The sequence below is a fragment of the Sphingomonas oligophenolica genome (assembly GCF_006438955.1).
GTDB classification, from domain to species: domain Bacteria; phylum Pseudomonadota; class Alphaproteobacteria; order Sphingomonadales; family Sphingomonadaceae; genus Sphingomonas; species Sphingomonas oligophenolica_A.
The window spans coordinates 14,583-34,529 of record NZ_RCZK01000018.1; the positions used below are offsets into that span (position 1 = coordinate 14,583).

Here is a 19,947-nt window from a genome sequence, read left to right on the forward strand (position 1 = left end):
GGCACTGCCTCTGCGCGGTTGATAGCGGCCGGTGATGAGCCGAAAATCGGGAGCACTTCCGCCAAGCCCGTTTCGACGTTTCAATTCGTCGCCCGAGGTGATCCGCCTGGTAGTGATGATGTACGTGGGGGTCGTGTCAAGCTAGTGCACCGGCCGTTAAGGCGCGCTCGCTAGCGCCGTTCCATGCCACGTCCCCGCAAGTCGCAAAGCCCGTTCCGGTGTTTCAACTCATCACCTGAGGTGATCCGGCTGGTGGTGATGATGTACGTGCGGTTCCCGCTATCGCTGCGAAACGTCGAGGACCTGCTGTTCGAGCGCGGCATCGACATTTGCCACGAGACGGTGCGGATGTGGTGGAACAGGTTCGGCCCCGATGTTCGCCGGCGCGCGCAGATCGCTACGCTGTTCGCCCGCTGACCGAGGGGCGCAAACTAACTCAGCCTGGGCTTCACGAGTGCCCGCGCTTTGTGGTCCATCCTAGACGCAGACGGCAATCTCCTCAGCCTATCGCGCTATCGACATACATGCGTCGCGGGTTGTCAGTCGAAGATGCCGGAACCAGCTTGACCGACTGCTCCTGCCGCGAAGCCGCGTCCGCGGTCGAACGCGCAAATGAGCCATCGATGAAGCCGCCCGCCGCGATCTTGATGCGACCGTAGTGAATCTCTCCGCGGACATCGCCGTTCGGCTCGATCGCAAGATCGCCAACTTGCATTTCGCCGTCGACCAATCCCGCAACGCGAACGCGCTCTGCTACGATGCTGCCGGTCACGCTGCCGCTTACTTCGATGAACACCGCGACCGCGCGCACGTCGCCAGTGATCTTGCCGTTGATCTGCAACTCGCCCGCGCATTCGATGCTGCCGTTGATGGTGATACCGCCACTGATCACGGCTGCCTCGCTGTTCGCGTGTCCGGTTCGTCCGTCAGTGGCCATCGCCGCTTTTCCTTTGTTCGGGTCGCATCACGACGACCTGCCAAACGTCAGAGATAACAAATCTGTTTAAGCCCCGCACCGGCTCGGCAATCATCTTCGCGCAAGGTGTCTCGAATCGATACAAGCGAGGGTGCAATTGGCGTATTATTCGCGAGCGGCCCCATCAGCTGCTCTCGCCCGATTCGACGAGTTTACACTACGAAAATCGCCGCTTCACGAGGCCGAGAAGGATGGCTCGGTCGCGCGTAGCTGCTGGCGATCGTCCGAGTGTCTTGGCGATCTGCGTAACATCGCCACCCCAAATAACGCGGAGCTTCGCCTCATCTTCCGGCGTCCACACGCGACTCATGTGTTAAGCCCGCGGCGCTCGATTTCGGCGAGCAAAGCAAGTGCTCGAAGCCCCCCACCACCGGTTTTCCGGTAGGCGGACTGAAGCGCGGCATCAGTCATCTCAACGACGGGCTGGCGGCGTTCGCCGATCCTACGGTCGTCGCCGCCATATTGCGAAGTCGTCGCCTGGCGGCGATCGGCTTTGCGTCGAACCTCGTCTTGTGACATCGAATCCTCCTTTCCCGACGCCGATAGTGCCGATGGCGCGGCGATCAGCAACTTATTCGATTGAATTGAGCGCGCTAGATACCTTGTGCTCTCCCCGGCACAGTGAAGCCTTCGGCGCCCAGTAGCTAGGGCCTGTCCTAAGTCGGGGCTCCCCCCACCATTCGCTGATTGGTGACTATCGATACGGCGAGCGTGCTTGGTCAACGCTGCTGCCTGCTCGACTCCCTTTCGTCGGTCAGAGCGCCCACCGCCTTGCCCTACCGCTACTGCATCGTCCCGCGCCGCAACCGGCTTACCCGATCCGCGATCACTCGCCACTGATCGACGCCGTCATGATCACCGTCACGCGCGAGCTCGATGATCCGCGCGGCAATGAACGTGAAGACGCTGTCGCCGTGCAGATCGAGGACTGCATGTGCCTCGGCCCAGCGTTCCTGATCGGGCGTCATGGCGCGGGAAAGGGGCGACCGCCGACAGCAAAATTTATCCTTCGTGGCATCATAACCCTCTTTTCGTGGAACTGACCAAGTAGTGGCGGCTTCTTGCAATCGAGAAATTCGCGTGAGGGGGGCATCAATGGCAAGCCGAATCGATGGAGTGCATCATCTGCGCTCGACGCCGCGTTACAAGCTGTTTCAGCCGACCGAAATGAGTGCGGCGGGCGAGACGCGCCGAGTTCACCTGCTGAACCTCTCCACAAGCGGGGCTCTGATTTATGCAGCCGATCCGCCGCCGCTCGGCTCCAGCATTCGGGTGCGCTGTGGTGTCCATTGGCTTTCTGCTCGAGTCGCATGGAGGAACCAGCGGCGCCTCGGTGTAGCGTTCGCACAGGCGATGAGCGATGCTGACGTGGGCCTGATCATCGCGGTCGAAGCAGCGGCCCTGGCTGTTGCCTCACGCCGAACAGCTGATCTCTGATCATATCCGGCTTTTCGAAACGCCGTTGATTAAACCGACGTGAGCTAAGCTGTGAGACTGATTCTGCCCTCCAGTCGGCGATCACGTTCGGGATTTTGGTGGAAACCGGCCTATCCTCTTTGGAGGCGCGGAATGCGTTTCCGGCCATTCGTTCACCCATGCTCGGACGGCAGCTATGCGCCGTATAATCGGCCATTCAGCCGGCTACCAAGCGCCGCCGAAAGCCGCCGTCAATTCGCCGCTAGCGACGGATAGATCGGCAAGGCTGCAGCTGGCAGAGAATCCGTCGTATGCCTACGTGAACGTGCAAACGGCTTAGCGTGTAGCGCCGATTGGGTGAGTAGCGCGCGGGGAAAGCGACCTCGTGATCGCTCAGCTCCATCACGCCAAGGGCGCCACTTTATGAAATGCTGCGACAACTGCTTGCTCTGTGAAAGGCTTGGGCACAATCGAGCCGGGCGGATTACAAGGCTCGCACTCTTCGGGCGTCCCCGTAATGAAGATCACGGGTATAGGCCCCAGGCGTTGGTGAATCTTAGCCACCGCATGCGGCCCCGTCCCCTGCAGCAGCTTCACATCCGAAGTAATGACGCTTGGCTCGTTTGCCGCTACGGCGGAAACCGCAGCCTCTTCGGTATCAACTATCTCAAATGAGGTTGCCCCTTGGAGCGCCAGGATATCCTGGATGGCCATCGCCACCAGTGGCTCGTCCTCGATAATCAAAACATGGCACATTGCAGGGCTCCTCGCGAATCCTGTTAACGCAGCCCCTACGCAGTCGATCCCTTGCCCTGCTGAGCTACGGGCTGCTTGCCTCCCGCGGTGACATTGGTTCATGATCGGGCAGAAGGCCGCCACGGCGGAAAATGCCGGCCCAGTGCATAGAAGCGAGTCTTTATGACCGATGTGTCCATCATTCGAGCAAATGAGTCCCGGCGGCTTGCGGCCGTCCGGCGTTACGGCATACTCGACACGCCACCTGACGGCGCCTTCGATCGAATTACTGCGCTGGCGGCTCGCCGCTTTGGGGTGCCGATCTCTATCATCAGCATCGTCGACGAGGATCGCATCTGGTTTAAATCCCACCACGGGCTAGGCGTCGAGCAAATCGGACGCGACCCCGGCCTTTGCGCGTCCGCTATTCTTTCCAACGATCCGCACATCCTCACCGATGCCAGCATCGACCCCCGATCGCTCGCCAATCCGCTGGTCGCGGGCGACTTTGGGCTCCGCTTCTATGCGGGCGTTCCGCTGACCACAGACGACGGTCACAATCTCGGGACTCTTTGTATCATCGACAAAGAGGCCCGACCTATCGACGAGTCGCAGATCGAGGATCTGAAGGACCTTGCTGCAATTGTGATGGATCAAATTGAGATGCAGCTCTCCGCCCGGCGAGCGGTCTCCCAAGCTGAATTGATGGCGAGGGAGATCGACCACCGCGTCATGAACAGCCTGCAGTTTGTATCGGCGCTGCTTTCAATGCAGAGCCGATCGCTCGAGGACGCCGACGCGGTTGGCCATCTTCAGCTTGCCGCCAACCGCGTCGCTGCAGTCGCGCAGGTACACCGCCATTTCTACGCGGACGCCGACGATCAGGCCTCCTGTATCACCTTTCTCAGACGGCTGTGCGCCGAACTCGAATCGATCCTCGGGCGAGAGATTCTTGTGACCGGCGATGAGGGCAATATCCCGACGACGTCGGTTCAGCCCATCGGCCTACTCGTCAACGAGCTAGTCACGAACGCAGCTAAACATGGTCGTGGGTTGATCGAGGTTCACTACGAGATCGACGCCAATAAGCATGCTCTGATAGTCTCCGACGAAGGTCGCGATCTCCCGAAGGACTTCGATCCGGCTGCTCCGGGCCAGAGCTTGGGCATGCGCGTTGTGACCTCGCTCACTCAACAGCTCGGCGGCAAGCTGACGAGCGGCCACCGGCCCGACGGAGGGTCCTGTTTCAAGGTGGAGTTTGAGGCGCAGCAACAGCTAAGATCGGCCTAAGCTCGGCAATCCATTGCGCCAGCGAAGCCCTCAACGGGGGCGCCATGCTGACGAGCCGGTTGGGAGAAAACTCAGTCGGAATTACGGACCGATGTCGCTGCTCTCCGGCTGGTCGATCTTCTGCGGCTCGCCCGGTGCAAGGTCGAGCGCCTTGGCGACGTTTTCATCCCAACCATAAAGATCGCGCCGGAACTGGATACGCGACCCATCCCAGAAAGCTGTCTGGTAAAGTAGCCGAACTGGGATCTCGTTCGGCAGCTTCACGAAAGACTGATCATTCTTCTGCATTGCCTGCTTGAACGGATCGAGCACCCCTTCCTGCTGGGCGAGGGCAGTGGCGAATTGGACAGCATTTTCGACGCGAACGCAGCCATGGCTCCGATGCCGGTCATCCTGTGCAAAAACCGACTTGGCCGGGGTGTCATGCAGGTAGATCGCCTCGTCATCCTGCATGTCGAACTTCACCAGGCCCAGCGCACTCTTCGGACCCGATTGCTGAACATAGTATCCGTCTTTCATCACGAAATCGTTGTTTTTGAGCCACGCGTTGCCTTTGTCGGTGAGCTCCTTCTCCGCAATTCCCTTGGGAACGGTCCAGGTAGGTTTTGCGACCAAGCGGTAAATCGGGGCTTGCAGCTGCGGAGTCGGCTTGTCGGGCTCACCATTGATCACCTTGCGGTGATCAACGTGCTGGCCGTCGCGATAATAATCGAGGAAGGAAGCGGCCGTATTCACATCGATCCGCGTTTTAGCGGGCTCGCGCTGCAGCCACCGCAACCGTTCCATCGCGACGGCAAGCTGCCGCGCGCGGCTAGCGGCGCCCGTGTTGAGGGCAGTGAGCGTGTCCTTGCCGAGGACGCCGTCAGACTTGACGCCGGAATCGGCTTGGAACTGCTTCACAGCTAACACCATCTCCGGCAAGTAGGTGTTGTTTGCCGCGCCATGTTGCAACGCATTCGTCTGCGACGATTGCTGCCCGTTTTTCTGGTCAGCTGCTGTCTGCTGCTGATCGTCCGGAAGATACCCGCCAGCGCGAAGAACGGCAGCGATTTTGGTCACCCGCTCGTCGCTCTGGCCCGGTTTGATCGCAGTATCCGACGCGATCTGTTGGGCAGTGCCTTGTCCGGCTAGCTTGGCATAGCGCACGAACGCCTGGCTAAGCGCCTTATACTCAGGCGTCTGGGGCGCGAGCGAGCTCAGCCATTCGCCGACATTGCCCTTCTGAATCGCTTGCTGCATCCCTGCACGGACGTCGGAGCTCGCCCGGGAAATTGTGTAAACTTCGAACAGCTTTTTCGGGTCTGAATAGCCCGTGGCGAGCGCTGAGGCGTATTTTAGCCCGGCCTGAAGCAGAGCCTCGCCTGTTACATTGCCTTTAAGGAAAAGGTCCGGCTTGAGCCCGTGCATGGGTGCTTGCGCGATGGCGTCGCGGATTTGCTTCTCAGCCTTTTGGTCGAGCGTCATGCCGGATGCTTCGGCCACGGGGTGACCGCCGGACTGTTCTGAGGATTTGCTCACGAAATTGCATGAGGCCAAGGTGGTGCTAAGCAGGGCGGCTGCCAGCGCCCCCCTCAAAGATCTGTTCTTCGTCATGGAAAGCGCAACGCAAGCGTGCGCCATCGGATCCATCTAGCTTCAGAGCGGATTGATGCTTGCGTGCGCTAACTTCACGCCAACGGACGCCAGCTTCGCATGACGCGGCGTTAACGAACGACGGCTTACAAGAAAATCTGCCAGGCCGCTGAATGACTGGGATTAGGGCGCGTAGCGGTACTGTCAAACCAACCAGAAACTGGTTAGTTTTAGTCCGTTAACGCCTAATGGACCGGGCAGAGGGAGGGAACGCGGAGCGAATGAAACAAGAACAAAACACGTAATTGGACGGCCAAATTGCACGGGTAACCAGATAGGAAAATGGCTGCACCGTTGCTTTGACAGTGCCAACGGTAGTTTACCGCATCTTGGGCCCGAAAGGGGACCGGCCGGTTTCCACCAAAAAACCCCACGGGCAAGCGCGAGCGCCCGCCCAAGTCGCCCAGGCGGCAACCTGCCGCCGCTAACCTTAATCGCTCGCCAGCACGACACCATGAACTGCGGCGATCGCCCGCTCAGCATTGGTGGTCACCCGATGCGAAATAAAATCCCCGCCCGGCACCGGCGGGATTTCCAACGCCGCAATCAACGCTGCGTCGTATTTGCCCGAGAGCAGCAGGATCCCCTCGTTGGCGAGGAGATCACGCGCTCCCCGCCCGCCGTCAGCCCGAATCCGGCGCATGAAGTCTTTCTGCCGCGCGGTCGCCTCGATCACGTCACGCGGTATCGGGCGGTCCAACACCTCACGAAACAGCGCCATCACGAGCTCATTGCCGGTCGGCTGCGCGGCGACGCTAGCGATTCGGTGCGCGCGTGTCATCACAAAGCGGGGTCCTATTATGTTCAAGTGTTGATGGCGGTGCATGCCCGATGACACGCGTCGATTTCGCAGCGCGACTTTGCTCATCTGATGTCACGTTCCGGCGATCGCCCCGGCAACATCTTCGCCACCTGATCGCCCCACCGTGGCGAGATTGCACCGGTCGCGGTGAGCGCGGCGACGTCGACCGCGACACTGGCCCGCCCGGTGATGATCGCATCGACCACCGGGGGTGCCAGGAACGCCAACCGCATCACGCGCGTGATATAAGCGGGGTTTACTCCCTCCTGACGGGCGAGCGTCTTGATATCGACGTCGCCCGCACGCAGGATCTTCCACCAGCGCCGCGCGCGCAGCAGCAGCCGCACCAGCGCAGGATTGGGGATTGCGGCGACCGCCGCGCCGTCGCTGTGGACCAGCCTCATGGCGCTGCCCGATCTCGAGAGCGTCACCGCCGATCGGATGGCGATGGTGGCGGGTCCGTCGCTGTCGCGAGCGACCTGCAACAGCTCCGCGATGGCCGCAACCGGGCAGGTGATCTCGATATGATCATGGTCAATGTGAACCCGCTCCACCAGTGCCTGCACGGTTAGTTGGTGCGGCGGCGAAGGACCGAGCCGGATCTCCTGGCAGCGGGCCATCATCGCGCTGACTTGGTTGGCGGGGACATCAAGCCAGCAACTGCCGATCAGCGCCAGCGGATCGGCGAACAGCGCGGTGAGCCGGGTGGTGACCGCGACCTCGAGCTCGCGGGCCGGGATACGCATGCCCGTGGTGCTCTCGCCGGTCTGAAGGCTGCGGCTGACATAATAGCGATACCGGGTGGTACCCTTGGTCGCATGCACTGCGACCAGCGGCTGCCCCGCGGCATCGACCACCTTTCCTGCCAGCAGGCTCGGACTGGCGGCACGACTGCCGCGCCGCGCGCCTACGGTGTTGCTCTTGAGCATCGTCTGCACCCGGTCCCACGTATCGGGATCGATGATCGGTGGATGGAGCGCGGCATGAACGTTGCCGCGATGGTGGATCTCGCCGATATAGGCAGGCCGCTTGAGGATGGCGTAGAGCTGGCCCCGGGTAAACGCGACACCGCCGAACGCCCGGCCGCTGCTGGTCATGGTCCGCAGCGGCACCCTGATCCGCTCGCGCGCGAGCGCCTGGCCCAGCAGCCTGACGTTGCCAAGGTCGAGGTAGCGCGCAAAGATGTCCCGGATGACCGCGGCATGATCCTCGACGATGGCGAGGCTGCGGCCATCGGGTCGATAGCCGAGCGGCGGTGTACCGCCCATCCACATGCCCTTGGCCTTGGACGCTGTAGGCAGGCCGCTTGAGGATGGCGTAGAGCTGGCCCCGGGTAAACGCGACACCGCCGAACGCCCGGCCGCTGCTGGTCATGGTCCGCAGCGGCACCCTGATCCGCTCGCGCGCGAGCGCCTGGCCCAGCAGCCTGACGTTGCCAAGGTCGAGGTAGCGCGCAAAGATGTCCCGGATGACCGCGGCATGATCCTCGACGATGGCGAGGCTGCGGCCATCGGGTCGATAGCCGAGCGGCGGTGTACCGCCCATCCACATGCCCTTGGCCTTGGACGCTGCGATCTTGTCGCGGATCCGCTCGGCGGTCACCTCGCGCTCGAACTGCGCGAACGACAGCAGCATGTTGAGGGTCAGCCGTCCCATGCTGGTAGTGGTGTTGAACGACTGGGTGACCGAGACGAACGAGGTGCCCGCCGCATCAAACGCCTCGACCAGCTTGGAGAAGTCGAGCAGCGAGCGGGTCAGCCGGTCGACCTTGTAGACCACGATGATGTCGACCCGCCCGGCGCTGACCTCGGCAAGCAGCCGCTGGAGGGCAGGGCGCTCGAGCGTGCCCCCCGACAGGCCGCCATCATCGTAGATGTCGGGGAGCGCCGACCAGCCCTCGCTGGCCTGCGAGAGGATATAGGCAGCGCACGCCTCGCGCTGGGCATCGAGGCTGTTGAACGCCTGCTCCAGACCCTCCTCGCTCGATTTGCGGGTGTAGATTGCGCAGCGCACCCGTTTCGCAGGCCCGGGGGTCATGCTGCGACCTTCCGCTTGAGGCCGAAGAACGCCGGGCCCGACCAGCGCGTGCCTGTAATGGCGCGGGCGACCTCGCTGAGGGAACCCCAGTCGCGGTCATCCCAGCGGATGACGCCGTCATCGCCGACCATGACCGCGTGGACCTTGTCCGCCCATTCACGGACCAGCCTCATGCCTGGCACCGCGGCGCTGGTGCGGGTCTTCGCTGCCGCCAGCTGATCCAGCGTACGGCTGGTCTCGCGCGACAGCCCGCCAAGGCATCGGGCCTGGATTTCCCAGGCAAGCGCGAGCCGCAGCATCGCCGGGCTGATCCTCGGCAGCGGCGTGCCGGTGAGATCGCACCACCGGGTTTTCAACGCCGTCGACGACAGGGTCGCCAGTGCGGCAACCTCATCCTCCACCCGGCTCATTGCGCCGCCACGATGCGGTAGCAGGTGGCGTCGTCGCGCTTGCAGCGCTCGATCACGTGCCCCGCCTTGCGCAGGCCGGTCAGCGCGGCTCGGGTCGTGTGCGGCAACCACTCGGTCACCGTGATCAGCTCGGGCATCGTCGCGCCATCGGCGCGGCTGAGCAGGTCGATGACCGCGGCCTTTTTGCTCGGCCGCGCGGCGGGCGAGGGCTGCTGCGTCTCCGCAGGCGTTGGACCAGCGGTCGCGGTGCTATCACCGAGCGCGCCGTCATCGATGCCGATCGCGGCAAGACCGGATGACGTGACGAACAGGCCATAGCGCAAATCGCCATCGGTCCGGTGCACCGCGCTGGCGTCGGTAGTCTCCCGCTCGATCGCAAAGCCCAAGGCGGCAAGGCTTGCCATCGCCTTGCTGGTCCGTGCGGTCGATTTGAGGGAAGCGGGCAGGGGCAGCAGACTGCCATCTTCACGCTGCGCGGCACTCGCCAGCAGGATGCGCATCGGGTCGTTCAGCTTGGTCATTTTACGGTCTCCACAGGGACCTCAGGCATCAGCGCTGGTCCCACGACCGCATGCCCCGGCCGATGGGCTCGGCGGGGCGGGGCGAGTCTCGATCCGCGCGACTCGATGAGCGCTGATCGCTCTCGTGCCGGGCGAAGTCGAATGGTTTGTCGATGACGTAGCTGCGCCAGAGGGGAGTTTGATATGGGGCGCTGGTCGACAGATCTGCGCCGGACTCAGTCGCTGCCGCTTGTGGCAGCGCTGTTTGCTGAGCTTGAGCGGGGGTACGCTTGTCGGCAACGATTCTACATAACGGTCGTCCTTCCCGCAGAAACAAGCTAGGCCAGATCATTGCCAGGCTCACGCTGCGAGCAGGATGGCGAGCGGTAGCCGGAATGCTCCCGCTTGCAGCGATGAGGGCCTGACATGAAGCGACAACGCGATCTCGACTATGATCTGCGCCGGGCGGCGCAGGAGCGGCTGGCTGGCCTCGGCGCTACCGATGCTGCGGTCCGCATCGCGCATGAGGGATTGGCGAGCCGCTATGCCGACCGCGCCGCGCTTGCCCATAGCGATTGCGCCGGTCACGTCACGATACGGCGGTGCGCACCCGCCCCTGCGCCGAGGACGTCGACATCTACCGCTCGCTAACCCGCATGCTGGCATCGCCGATCACGCGTCAGAGCTTTCACGAGACGCCTATTTACAAGCCAGTGGCCCAAGCGGTTCCCTGACGCGGCCGGGTGTTTTGATTTATTCCGAAAGCGTGGGGCGGCCATCGTCAACTGGCGCCTCGGGATCTTCGGCCTGCGGGCCGCCAGCCGCTTCGTCCACTATCGGTTGCGTCGGCAAGACATCGACACCCGCCTCCGAAACTGCAGCTTGCTCGCGTGCGATTTCCAAATCGGTCACGCCGTTGCCGGTGGGCATAATCGGCATGACAGGCGGGCTCTGCATATTATCGTCGGTATCGGCCATCGTTCGCTCCCCACATGCGGATATCGCTTGCTTGCGGGTCAACGCGCATCGCGGCAATCAGTCGCATGAGCGTCTTCGCGAAAGTGTGGAAGGGCGCTGTCAAAGCAAATGCGCACCCGGGAATCGGCGATTCATGTCTCACCGCTTCGATCCTCACTTGGCTAAAGGTTGAGCATCGCCGCCGCTGGCAGTTCCTCGATGAACGAACCGCCAAACTCTGCTCCGTCGATCCAGCGCACGTCGGCGCGAACGATACCGTAGTCAGGAATTGAGATGCCAATCTCGGACGGAACCCCGATCGGTTCACTCGCAATCGCCATGAACCCTCGCGGGGTGAAATTCTTGATGATGACGAGAATCTCGCGATCATCGGCGAGCAGCACGCACGAAAGCGTGTCTGTGCCATATCGCGGCTCACGCGCGGGAAACCGGACAGGTCGACTAAGCTGCAACGGCATGGCGGCTTCCACTTCCGCCACCATCCGTAAGTCACCAGAATTGAACGAATCACTAATAGCGCGGAACCCGTCGAATTTTCCGCGCGTCGTGTCGACTCTGCGGACAGCTGGGCTGCCAAGATTGCTAAAGTTCTATCACCCAGAACCCCAAGCTGTGGCCGATGTCGGGCGAATCCGGCCGCGCCGCTCTGATCCCGCGCCCATCGCGAGGGCAGATGGCATGCGGTTCGAGCACCGGTCTCGTGATCTCAACTTTAAAAAACCGGCAAAACCTTGCTGTCGACCTATCATGCTCAAGACACGACTCAAGCGGCGACCTGCCACGGGCGTGCGCGCGGTTACAATGAAAGACGCTCTGCCGTGCTGGCGGAGCGGCGGATCCTCGCCTGCTGGGCTCACGATTACAACACCGAGGGGCCAAACTCCTCGCCCGGCTATGCCCCCGGAGGCGTTCGCCGCCGAACTCGAAAAGCAACGGGGGGTTCGAACCCACCCGTTGCTTCACCTGTGCTCATGCGCGACGATATCGGTCAGTCTCTGATTGCCGCTGACTGAAAGACGGAGGTCACGTCACGGCGAGCGCAGGAAATTACCGATATCGCTTCGTGCAATGGCGCACGCGGTGGCCATGTTTCCACTGAGTGCGGCAAACTGTCCGCATGCGCGATCCGCGATTGTGCTGGACGGTGCGGGTCTCGCCGTAGGCGTTGGTTTGCCGGCGAACGACAGTGCGCGTTCCGTTGGCACGATCGACGGTCCGGGTCGAAGCGGTTCCACCGGGGCCTTCCGTACGGCTGGTGGTGCGTACGTTGCCGTTCGGCATTTGCGTCTGCGTGGTGCTCTGCGCCATTTGGGCTTGTGCGGGGGTGACGGCGGCGAGCGGCATTAGCGCGCCCAGCGAGAGCATCGCAGTGAGGATCGAGCGTTTCATCAAGAGTGCCTTTCAATCACGTCTGGTCGGCCCAGGGACGTGCTACAAGCAAACGGTGTGCATGGGCGTTTCGTTCCTGGTACCCGCCGCGTACCAATTTTGGACCAAAACCAATGCCGCGCAGCGGCTTCGTGCACGGGGTCGTGTCACTGCCGCGAAGCTGCCCGTCGGCAAACGCCCCAATAGCTGACCTTGGAAATCTGGCTGCTAAGGGCGGAGGACGCTAGGCACAGCATCCCGACCCCTGTTGGATCGGCGGGCATTTGACGGTGCCATAGCTACAATAAACACAACAATCGCCCGGTAGCGGCTTGAGGACGGCAGCGCAGCCTTTGCAATCGTAGAACCACTGGCACGCGTTGGTCGGCATCGTTTCGGTTTCGCAATGTCCGCACTGCGGACACGAGATTGTGCTTTGAGTTTCGATCATGCGTATTGCGTTGAGAGGTAAAGCAGGACCCCGCCGATCACGACGAGCAACCCCAACACGATACGAGGGACTGGACGAGCGCAAAGATCGCCGGGCGCACAGGATTTGGGACTTCGCAGCACCAGAAAAGCAGCCGCACCTAACGCGAGCGCGGCGATGGGGGTAAGATACCCACGAATAGGGTCCGCAATCGAAATTGGCCCGGCTAACCAAGCAGTCCCGACACCCGCTCCCGCAAGAATTATCGGTAGAGCGCAGCACGCCGCCAAACCGAAGGAGGCTGCCAAGCCCGCACTCGCGAGCCCTGCGGCACCGAAAAATCTATTTCCCTTCATCACTCTTGCGCAATGGCATGGACTGCTTTGCGCTGCAAACCACGTAGCCGCCGTATCGACAGATCGAGGACCGCCAAGTCGAGACCGCTTTGCTCCAATGCTACAATACGCCCCCAGATGGCGACATCCGCGTGGCTTTTGCATACGACTAGCGAAGCAGGTTATGATCTATTCGACCAACCAACCCGACCGGCGAATACCATCTCGTCCAGCCGTTTCGCGATGCTCTGACCGCGCCGCGGTCGCGGCGGTAGGTGGGCCGGCGTGATTCGTTTTGGCACGACGGTGACGGATTTAGCCATTGGTCGTGGGCGGAGCCCCGCGCACAACAGGGCTGCGCAAGGGGTATCGCCGCGGATGGCGCCAGCGTTCGAAGGTCTCGATGATGACCATGTGCCCGCCGCAACACGGGCATGGTGGGCGGACGTCAGTCGGTTCGTCGACCGGGTCGGTGTCGGGCGACGGCGCCACGTTCAGCAACTGGCGGGCTCGCGCGAGGCTGGTCTTGCGAGCCGAGCTGGCGAGCAGCCCGTAATGGCGGATGCGGTGGAACCCGCGCGGTAGGACGTGGAGCAGAAAGCGGCGGATGAACTCGTCTGCGGCCAGCGTCATCGTCTGCTGCCGGTTGGCGCCGTCACGGCGATAGTCCTTGTAGCGGCAGATGACGCCGGTGTCGTCGAACCGGATAAGCCGACTGTTCGAGATGGCGACCCGGTGGGTGTGGCGCGACAGATAGGCGAGCACTGCCTCGGGGCCGACAAACGGTGGCTTGGCATAGACCACCCAGTTCTTTTTGCGGACCGGGGACAGGTGGCGCAGGAACGCGCGGCGGTCGGCGAGATGCGCGAGCCTGCCGAAGAAGCCGAGCCGCCCCGCCTCGCGCAGCGCGATCAGCCGGGTCAGGAACAGGCGGCGGAACAGCTTGCCCAGCACCTTAACCGGCAGCAGGAACGCAGGGCGCGAGGATATCCAGCGCATGCCGTCCCGCGCGATGCCGCCACCGGGTACGATCATGTGGATATGCGGATGATGGGTCAGCGCGGAGTTCCTCTCGTTGAAGGAACTCCATCGTCCGCCACCGCCCCCGCAGGGCCAAACCTCAGCGCAGCCGCGCTACCTCACCACCAACACCACTGCCGCGCAGCGGCTTCGTGCTTTGACACTTGGGTTCTAAACCGCCACGGGAAGCGTCATTGTCGCGCGAAGGCCACCTTGCGGCGATCGGCTGAGGACCAGACTACCGCCATTCAGCTCGGCCAGCTCCTGCGCGATTGACAGGCCGAACCCGTGGCCGCCGCCGCGCTCGTCAAGCCTGCGGCCGGGCACCAGCGCTTCGCCCATCGCGGCTTCGCTAAGGCCGGGTCCGTCGTCGTCAATCGCCAGCTCCACCGTTCCGATTACGGCGTGTGCCGTGATTCTGATCGCCGATCGGGCGTACCGCGATGCGTTGTCGAGCAGATTACCCACCATCTCATCGAGGTCCTGAGAATCGACTGCGACGGCAATGTCCGCGATTTCCATCACGACGCTGATCGGCCATTCGGCATGGATGCGCTGCAAGGCGCTTGTAAGGTCCGCGACGGCGGGCGCGAGAGGTGTGCGCGTCCGCCGATTACTGCCCGGCGCTGCTGCGCGAGCGCGACCAAGGTGATGGCAAACACGCTGGTCGATTTGCGTCACCATCTCGCCCAAGCTGCCGTCGGGGTCGCGCCCGACCTCCGCTAGCTTGACGCTCAGTGCTGCAAGCGGGGTTTTCAGTCCATGCGCGAGATTGGAGACATGTCGGCGCGCATGCGCCAGCCCAGCCTCGTTCTGGTCGATCAGCGCATTGAGTTCGGTCGCCAGTGGCGCAATTTCCGCGGGCTGTTCGATCGGGATATGGCGAAGGCGGCCCGCGCGCACCTCGGCAAGCTCGTTGCGGAGTCGGCGAAGCGGCCTGAGGCCAAACCGGAGCTGCAACACAGTCGCGACCGCCAACGCGCCGCCTAGCAGCGCGAGTGACAAGAGCAGTGGCACCATCGCTTCGCGCAACGGTGCGACAGCGACCCGGCGCGGCCCGGCCGCCGTTAACAGCACCGGCCCAGATTTGGTCGGCAAGGCGAGCTGACGAAAATGGACCCGCTCGCCCCTTGCGTCCCGTCCCTCGCCGGGGTGTGGGCGAAGTTCGCGGGCTCGCCCGTCGTTTCGGCCATGTGGCGGTCGGGGCGGCAACGGCTCCAATGTTGTCACGATCGCTGCACCGCTAGCCCAATGCCCGGCTAGTCCGTCCACGCGCCAGCCCCAGCCCGAACCCTGCTCTTCAAAGGCGGGCAAACTGATCGCACGCGCTTGGTCGAGCGTGCCGTCTGGCCGAACCGCGCGCGCGAGCACGTTCACCTGTGCGTCGAGCTGCTGGTCGAGCCCGCGTGTCACGAACCGTTCTAGCACGTTGCCTATCGTAACGGCGGCGAAGGCGAGTGCAGCGATCGTGGTGAGGGTCGCGATGCCGAGCAATCGGCCGAACAGCGAGCGCGGCCAAACTCTCATGCTACCCCGGCCGTCAGTCGGTAGCCGCGCCCACGCACCGTCTCGATCATTGCCGGTCCGATCTTTTTGCGAAGTCGGCCGATGATGACCTCGATCGAATTCGAGTCCACGTCCGCATCTCCCTCATAAACGCGCTCGATCAGCTCGGCGCGAGCTATCACCGCCTCCTTGCGGAGCATCAAGGCCGACAACACCCGCCACTCGAACGCGGTCAGTTTAAGGGGAAGGCCGTCCAGCTCGAAGGTGCCGAGCTGCGCGTCGAAAGTCAGCGGCCCGCACGTTACCTGAGCCGCCGCGTGCCCGGCCGCGCGCCGCACTAAGGCACGGAGCCGCATCACGATCTCCTCTATGCGGAACGGCTTGGTCAGATAGTCGTCGGCTCCGGCCTTGAACCCCGCCACCTTCTCGGACCAACCGTCGCGCGCCGTCAGGATCAGGACCGGCAAGCTGCGGCCCTCGGCGCGCCAGGCGCGCAACACCGACACGCCGTCACGCTTGGGCAAGCCAAGGTCGAGGACGGCAGCGTCGTAAAGCTCGGTCGAGCCGAGATGGCCGCCATCCTCGCCATTGTCGGCAACATCAACCGCGAAGTTCTCGGCGCGAAGCGCGCGAGCTATGCCCTCGGCCAACGTAGAGTCGTCCTCAACAAGCAATATCCGCAACAGCCGTCCTTTCGGAACGAAGAGTAGCCCGTTTACCCCAACCGAATCTGAACCGGACGATTCAGCGTGGGTCGGGACGGCTCGCCTAAAAGGGCGTCATCGAACACCAAGGAGATAGTCGATGCCAGATACCAATACCCGTTCGCCGCTCCACCGGCTGCGGAACCCTCGTTCTGCCGCGATCGCAGCCGTAGCCCTGCTCGCCTTGGGCGGGGGAGCTGGCGCGGTCGCGATGCAAGCGACGCGCCCGTCCGTCTCGATGGCGCCTGCCACCCCAGTCGCGATCCGCTCGCTCTCGTCGAGCGGGATCGTCACCATCCGGGGCCGGGTCGCTGAAATCTACGGCAACAAGTTCGTCATGCAGGATGCGAGCGGCCGGGCGTTGGTCGATACCGGCCGCGAAGGCCAGGATGGTCGCCTGGTCACCGCTGGCGAGCCGGTCACGGTGCAAGGCCGCTTCGACCGCGGATTCGTCCATGCCGCCTTCCTGGTCGGCCCGGATAACAAGGTCGTTGCGCTCGGCCCGCTCGGCGGTCCGCGTGACGGCCCCGGTCGTCACGGTCTGCGGCACGGACCGGATGATGGCCCCGGCACGCCTCCGCCCCCGTTCGTTGCCGATCGCGATGGCGATGCTCCCCCGCCTCTGCCGGTCGCGACCAATGGCACTCCGGCTCCGGTCGCCGCGCCGACCAGTGCGGGCAATTAAGTCTTCCCCCATAGGACGGCACGGGGCGGGCCGATGCTCGCTCCCAAGCCGTGCCAAAAAACGCATGCTGCTCGTTACTGCCCCACAACTATAGGACTGGACGATGGCGACGATTGCAGCGGCCGGGAACAATGAGAGAGGGCAGGACGCGGACGTGACCCGCGGCAAGCGCGCGCTACAAGCTCTCAACTTTTTCATGGCCGATATCCAGGCGGGTATCGGCCCCTTCCTGGGCGTGTTCCTGCAACAACGCGGCTGGGCAACGGGGCCGATCGGCACGGTGATGACGGCGGGCGGTGTCGCCGGCATGCTGTTCACCGCCCCGGCCGGCGCGTTCATCGATCATACCACGAGGAAGCGCATGGTGGTCGTGGTGACGGGTATCTGCACCGTCGCCGCCTCGTTCCTCATCCTGCTCTCGCAATCGGGCTGGGTCGTCACCGTCAGTCAGATCGCGACGGCTATCGCAGGGGCGGCGATCGGCCCGGCCGTCGCCGGCATGACACTCGGGATCGTCCACCAAAAGGGCTTCAACGCGCAAAACGGCCGCAATCAGGCATGGAATCATGCCGGCAATATGGTCGGTGCCGGCCTGTCGGGCTGGCTGGGGTGGCAGTTCGGGATGCCGGCCATCTTCTATCTGGCGGGCGTCTTTGGCGTGCTCGCCATCACATCGGTGCTACTCATCCCCGAGCGCACGATCGATCACCAAGCGGCGCGCGGCCTGGAGAAAGGCGATAAGGACGACGCTGGCGGGGGGCAGGCCGAAGGGTTCCGCGTACTGCTGCGGAACAAGCCGATGCTGATCCTGGCAGCGTCACTCGCCTTCTTCCATCTCGGCAACGGTGCCATGCTGCCGCTCTACAGCCTCGCTGTGGTCGGCGCGGGCAAGGGCACTCCGGCGGTGTTCACCGCCACCACCGTCGTGGTCGCGCAAGCGGTGATGATCGTCACGTCGCTGATCGCGATGCGAGTGGCGGTAGGACGCGGCTATTGGCTGGTCCTGCTGATCTCGTTCGCGGCACTGCCGGTGCGCGGGCTGATCGCGGGCACGGTAATCCAACATTGGGGCGTGTGGCCCGTCCAGGCGCTCGACGGGATCGGTGCCGGGCTGCAAAGCGTCGCGGTGCCGGGACTGGTCGCGTGCCTCCTCAACGGCACGGGCCGGGTGAATGTCGGGCAGGGCGCGGTGATGACGGTGCAAGGGCTGGGCGCGTCGCTCAGTCCCGCGATCGGCGGGTGGGTTGCACAAATCCTCGGCTATCGCATTGCCTTCTTTATCCTGGGCGGATTCGCGTTAGGAAGCCTGGCGTTGTGGCTGGGGTTCGCGGCCACGCTGCGGCCGGCGTGCGACGGCACGAGCAACGAGCCCCAACCGAGCGCGGCATGACCGCCGCCTGGCCCGCCTGGGTTATCTGCATCGCAGCGACCGCCGGGGTCATTACGCGACCCTTCCGTTGGCCGGAAGCGATCTGGGGGGTCACCGGCGCGATGCTGCTCGTATTGCTCGGACTGATGCCGGTCGCGTCCGCACTCGGCGCGATCGCCAAGGGAACCGACGTTTACCTGTTCCTGACCGGCATGATGCTGCTTTCGGAAACCGCGCGCGTCGAAGGGCTGTTCGATTGGGTGGCGGCAACGGCGGTCAATCGCGCGCACGGGTCATCCGCGCGTCTGTTTGCGCTCGTCTATGGCGCGGGCGTGGTCGTCACGACATTGCTGTCGAATGACGCCACGGCGGTCGTGCTGACGCCCGCAGTCTATGTCGCCGCGCGCAAGGGGGGGGCGGAGCCGCTGCCACTGCTGTTTGCCTGTGCGCTGGTCGCCAATGCCGCCAGCTTCGTGCTACCGATTTCCAACCCGGCAAACTTGGTTCTCTATGGCGGACACATGCCGCCACTGGGCGCATGGTTGCGCTCGTTCGCGTTGCCCTCGCTCGCCTCGATCGCGGTCACGTTCTTTGTCCTCAAGCTGGTCGAGCGACAGCGGCTGGTTGGGCCGTGCGCGCTCAACGTGGACCGGCCTGCGTTGACGCGCGGGGGATGGGCAGCACTGTTCGGAATTGTCGCGACGGCGCTGCTGCTGATTGTCATGTCGGCGCTCGATCAGCCGCTTGGGCTGCCCACCTGCATCGCCGGGGTCGCGACGGCGTTTGGGGTCAGCATCATGGCGCGACGCTCGCCGGCGAAGCTGGTCGGCGCAATTGCCTGGAGCGTGCTGCCGCTTGTCGCGGGGCTGTTCGTGCTAGTCGAGGCGCTCGATCGCACCGGCGTTGTCGGGTCGATCGCCGGCGCGCTCGGCCGCGCCGTAGAAAATAGCGAGCCGCTGGCTGCGGCGGGGGCGGGAACGATCCTCGCGTTCGGTTCCAACCTCGTTAACAACCTGCCCGCAGGCCTGATAGCCAGCACTGCGATCGAACAGGCGCACACGCCGCGCCTGGTGATGGACGGGCTGTTGATCGGCGTCGATCTTGGTCCGAATCTCTCCGTAACCGGCTCGCTGGCAACGATCCTGTGGCTCGCGGTCATACGCCGGGAAGGCGAGAACGTGGGGTTCTGGCAGTTCATGAAGATCGGAGCTGTGACCATGCCGCCAGCCCTGATTGCTGCAATGGGAGCACGCCTGCTGATTGGTTAGCTGGCGTCAGACTTGAGCGGTATCGCAACCGGTCGAGACTGTTGAAAAAGTAGCGCTTGCAGCCTTTGGCGCAGGGTGATTCACTCGATCCAGGCAGGCGGGAGCGCGGAGCATGATGGGTCGGCAGGTGGCGCAGGGGTCGCTGTTTTACGGCTTCCGGCTCGACGATCACGTGCCTGGCGACCAYYTTTTGCGTCGGATCGACGGACTGCTCGACTTTAGCTTCGTGCGCGAGGCGCTGGCCGACAGTTATAGCGCCGCCGGGCGGCCGTCGATCGACCCCGAGCTGATGCTGCGGATGCTGCTGGTCGGTTACCTGTTCGGCATTCGGTCCGAGCGTCGGCTGTGCCAGGAGGTGCACCTCAACCTTGCCTATCGCTGGTTCTGTCGCCTCGATCTCGGCGACGCAGTCCCCGACCACTCGACCTTCTCGAAGAATCGTCATGGTCGCTTCCGCGCGTGCGATCTGTATCGCCTGCTGTTCGA

At 63.5% G+C, this 19,947-nt stretch carries 23 protein-coding genes and 3 pseudogenes; 8 read left to right on the forward strand and 18 right to left on the reverse strand.

Annotated features, from left to right (window positions below):
• Window positions 1-183: 183 nt before the first annotated feature.
• A pseudogene (locus tag EAH84_RS14410) lies at window positions 184-387 on the forward strand (IS6 family transposase); the annotation flags it as partial.
• A 112-nt stretch (window positions 388-499) separates the two neighbouring features.
• Here the strand turns inward: EAH84_RS14410 and EAH84_RS14415 are convergent.
• From EAH84_RS14415 to EAH84_RS16660, 3 genes are all read right to left on the reverse strand, one after another.
• The gene (locus EAH84_RS14415) at window positions 500-937 is read right to left on the reverse strand and encodes a bactofilin family protein (RefSeq protein WP_140872690.1); all 438 of its coding nucleotides are present in this window, start codon (window positions 935-937) and stop codon (window positions 500-502) included.
• A gap of 345 nt (window positions 938-1,282) precedes the next feature.
• Window positions 1,283-1,546, reverse strand: a complete 264-nt coding sequence (locus EAH84_RS14420) for a hypothetical protein (protein WP_140872691.1) — start codon at window positions 1,544-1,546, stop codon at window positions 1,283-1,285.
• Between the two features lie 212 nt (window positions 1,547-1,758).
• A complete protein-coding gene (locus tag EAH84_RS16660) occupies window positions 1,759-1,896 on the reverse strand; it encodes a DUF6961 family protein (RefSeq protein WP_425326469.1) in 138 nt (45 codons plus the stop codon).
• On the opposite strand from EAH84_RS16660, the gene EAH84_RS16250 reads away from it, so the two are divergent.
• Both EAH84_RS16250 and EAH84_RS14430 read left to right on the forward strand, forming a co-directional pair.
• On the forward strand, window positions 1,828-2,019 hold the full coding sequence (locus EAH84_RS16250; RefSeq protein ID WP_206663979.1) for a hypothetical protein: 192 nt from the start codon (window positions 1,828-1,830) through the stop codon (window positions 2,017-2,019). The two genes, EAH84_RS16660 and EAH84_RS16250, sit on opposite strands and share 69 nt — an antisense overlap.
• A 52-nt stretch (window positions 2,020-2,071) precedes the next feature.
• Window positions 2,072-2,413, forward strand: coding sequence for a PilZ domain-containing protein (locus EAH84_RS14430; protein WP_140872693.1), 342 nt, complete (start codon window positions 2,072-2,074; stop codon window positions 2,411-2,413).
• A 381-nt stretch (window positions 2,414-2,794) separates the two neighbouring features.
• On the opposite strand, the gene EAH84_RS14435 is transcribed toward EAH84_RS14430, so the two are convergent.
• Window positions 2,795-3,148 carry a response regulator gene (locus tag EAH84_RS14435; RefSeq protein ID WP_140872694.1) on the reverse strand — a complete coding sequence of 118 codons (354 nt, stop codon included), beginning with the start codon at window positions 3,146-3,148 and terminating at the stop codon, window positions 2,795-2,797.
• A gap of 162 nt (window positions 3,149-3,310) precedes the next feature.
• Between EAH84_RS14435 and EAH84_RS14440 the strand changes: the two genes are divergently transcribed.
• Window positions 3,311-4,417 carry a sensor histidine kinase gene (locus EAH84_RS14440; RefSeq protein WP_140872695.1) on the forward strand — a complete coding sequence of 369 codons (1,107 nt, stop codon included), beginning with the start codon at window positions 3,311-3,313 and terminating at the stop codon, window positions 4,415-4,417.
• 81 nt (window positions 4,418-4,498) lie between these two features.
• Here EAH84_RS14440 and EAH84_RS14445 read toward each other — a convergent pair whose 3' ends face one another.
• The 14 genes and pseudogenes from EAH84_RS14445 to EAH84_RS14515 form a co-directional block, all read right to left on the reverse strand.
• Window positions 4,499-6,046 carry a L,D-transpeptidase family protein gene (locus EAH84_RS14445; protein ID WP_241656632.1) on the reverse strand — a complete coding sequence of 516 codons (1,548 nt, stop codon included), beginning with the start codon at window positions 6,044-6,046 and terminating at the stop codon, window positions 4,499-4,501.
• Between the two features lie 433 nt (window positions 6,047-6,479).
• On the reverse strand, window positions 6,480-6,917 hold the full coding sequence (locus EAH84_RS14450) for a NaeI family type II restriction endonuclease (protein WP_140872696.1): 438 nt from the start codon (window positions 6,915-6,917) through the stop codon (window positions 6,480-6,482).
• Window positions 6,914-8,125 (reverse strand): recombinase family protein, encoded by a 1,212-nt coding sequence (locus EAH84_RS14455; protein WP_140872697.1) that lies wholly within the window; start codon window positions 8,123-8,125, stop codon window positions 6,914-6,916. The genes EAH84_RS14450 and EAH84_RS14455 overlap by 4 nt, the downstream gene beginning before the upstream one ends.
• Window positions 8,126-8,456: 331 nt before the next feature.
• A pseudogene (locus tag EAH84_RS16445) lies at window positions 8,457-8,888 on the reverse strand (recombinase family protein); the annotation flags it as partial.
• A complete protein-coding gene (locus EAH84_RS14465) occupies window positions 8,885-9,298 on the reverse strand; it encodes a DUF2924 domain-containing protein (protein ID WP_140872698.1) in 414 nt (137 codons plus the stop codon). The pseudogene EAH84_RS16445 and the gene EAH84_RS14465, both read right to left, overlap by 4 nt.
• Window positions 9,295-9,819: a DUF3489 domain-containing protein gene (locus EAH84_RS14470; RefSeq protein WP_140872699.1), complete on the reverse strand. Its 525-nt coding sequence runs from the start codon at window positions 9,817-9,819 to the stop codon at window positions 9,295-9,297. Before EAH84_RS14470 ends, EAH84_RS14465 begins: the two co-directional genes overlap by 4 nt.
• 339 nt (window positions 9,820-10,158) lie before the next feature.
• Entirely contained in the window at window positions 10,159-10,323 is a 165-nt protein-coding gene (locus EAH84_RS14475; RefSeq protein WP_161978417.1) for a hypothetical protein, read from the reverse strand.
• A gap of 228 nt (window positions 10,324-10,551) precedes the next feature.
• The gene (locus EAH84_RS14480; protein WP_140872701.1) at window positions 10,552-10,776 is read right to left on the reverse strand and encodes a hypothetical protein; all 225 of its coding nucleotides are present in this window, start codon (window positions 10,774-10,776) and stop codon (window positions 10,552-10,554) included.
• Between the two features lie 161 nt (window positions 10,777-10,937).
• Window positions 10,938-11,159 (reverse strand): hypothetical protein, encoded by a 222-nt coding sequence (locus EAH84_RS14485; protein WP_140872702.1) that lies wholly within the window; start codon window positions 11,157-11,159, stop codon window positions 10,938-10,940.
• Between the two features lie 664 nt (window positions 11,160-11,823).
• Window positions 11,824-12,165: a hypothetical protein gene (locus tag EAH84_RS14490; protein WP_140872703.1), complete on the reverse strand. Its 342-nt coding sequence runs from the start codon at window positions 12,163-12,165 to the stop codon at window positions 11,824-11,826.
• Window positions 12,166-12,388: 223 nt separating this feature from the next.
• Window positions 12,389-12,595, reverse strand: coding sequence for a GDCCVxC domain-containing (seleno)protein (locus tag EAH84_RS16570; RefSeq protein WP_140872704.1), 207 nt, complete (start codon window positions 12,593-12,595; stop codon window positions 12,389-12,391).
• Window positions 12,596-13,224: 629 nt separating this feature from the next.
• Window positions 13,225-13,974: pseudogene (locus EAH84_RS14505) on the reverse strand (IS91 family transposase); the annotation flags it as partial.
• A gap of 126 nt (window positions 13,975-14,100) precedes the next feature.
• Window positions 14,101-15,423: a sensor histidine kinase gene (locus EAH84_RS14510; RefSeq protein WP_241656633.1), complete on the reverse strand. Its 1,323-nt coding sequence runs from the start codon at window positions 15,421-15,423 to the stop codon at window positions 14,101-14,103.
• A 29-nt stretch (window positions 15,424-15,452) separates the two neighbouring features.
• Complete coding sequence (locus tag EAH84_RS14515; RefSeq protein WP_140872707.1) at window positions 15,453-16,118, reverse strand: response regulator; 666 nt, start codon at window positions 16,116-16,118, stop codon at window positions 15,453-15,455.
• Window positions 16,119-16,239: 121 nt separating this feature from the next.
• On the opposite strand from EAH84_RS14515, the gene EAH84_RS14520 reads away from it, so the two are divergent.
• The 4 genes from EAH84_RS14520 to EAH84_RS14535 form a co-directional block, all read left to right on the forward strand.
• Window positions 16,240-16,824, forward strand: coding sequence for a hypothetical protein (locus tag EAH84_RS14520; protein WP_140872708.1), 585 nt, complete (start codon window positions 16,240-16,242; stop codon window positions 16,822-16,824).
• Window positions 16,825-16,927: 103 nt separating this feature from the next.
• Window positions 16,928-18,214 carry an MFS transporter gene (locus EAH84_RS14525; protein WP_140872709.1) on the forward strand — a complete coding sequence of 429 codons (1,287 nt, stop codon included), beginning with the start codon at window positions 16,928-16,930 and terminating at the stop codon, window positions 18,212-18,214.
• On the forward strand, window positions 18,211-19,461 hold the full coding sequence (locus tag EAH84_RS14530) for an arsenic transporter (protein ID WP_140872710.1): 1,251 nt from the start codon (window positions 18,211-18,213) through the stop codon (window positions 19,459-19,461). The genes EAH84_RS14525 and EAH84_RS14530 overlap by 4 nt, the downstream gene beginning before the upstream one ends.
• Window positions 19,462-19,573: 112 nt before the next feature.
• Window positions 19,574-19,947, forward strand: a 374-nt coding sequence (locus EAH84_RS14535; protein WP_140872711.1) for a transposase, incomplete at its 3' end; no start/stop codon positions are given.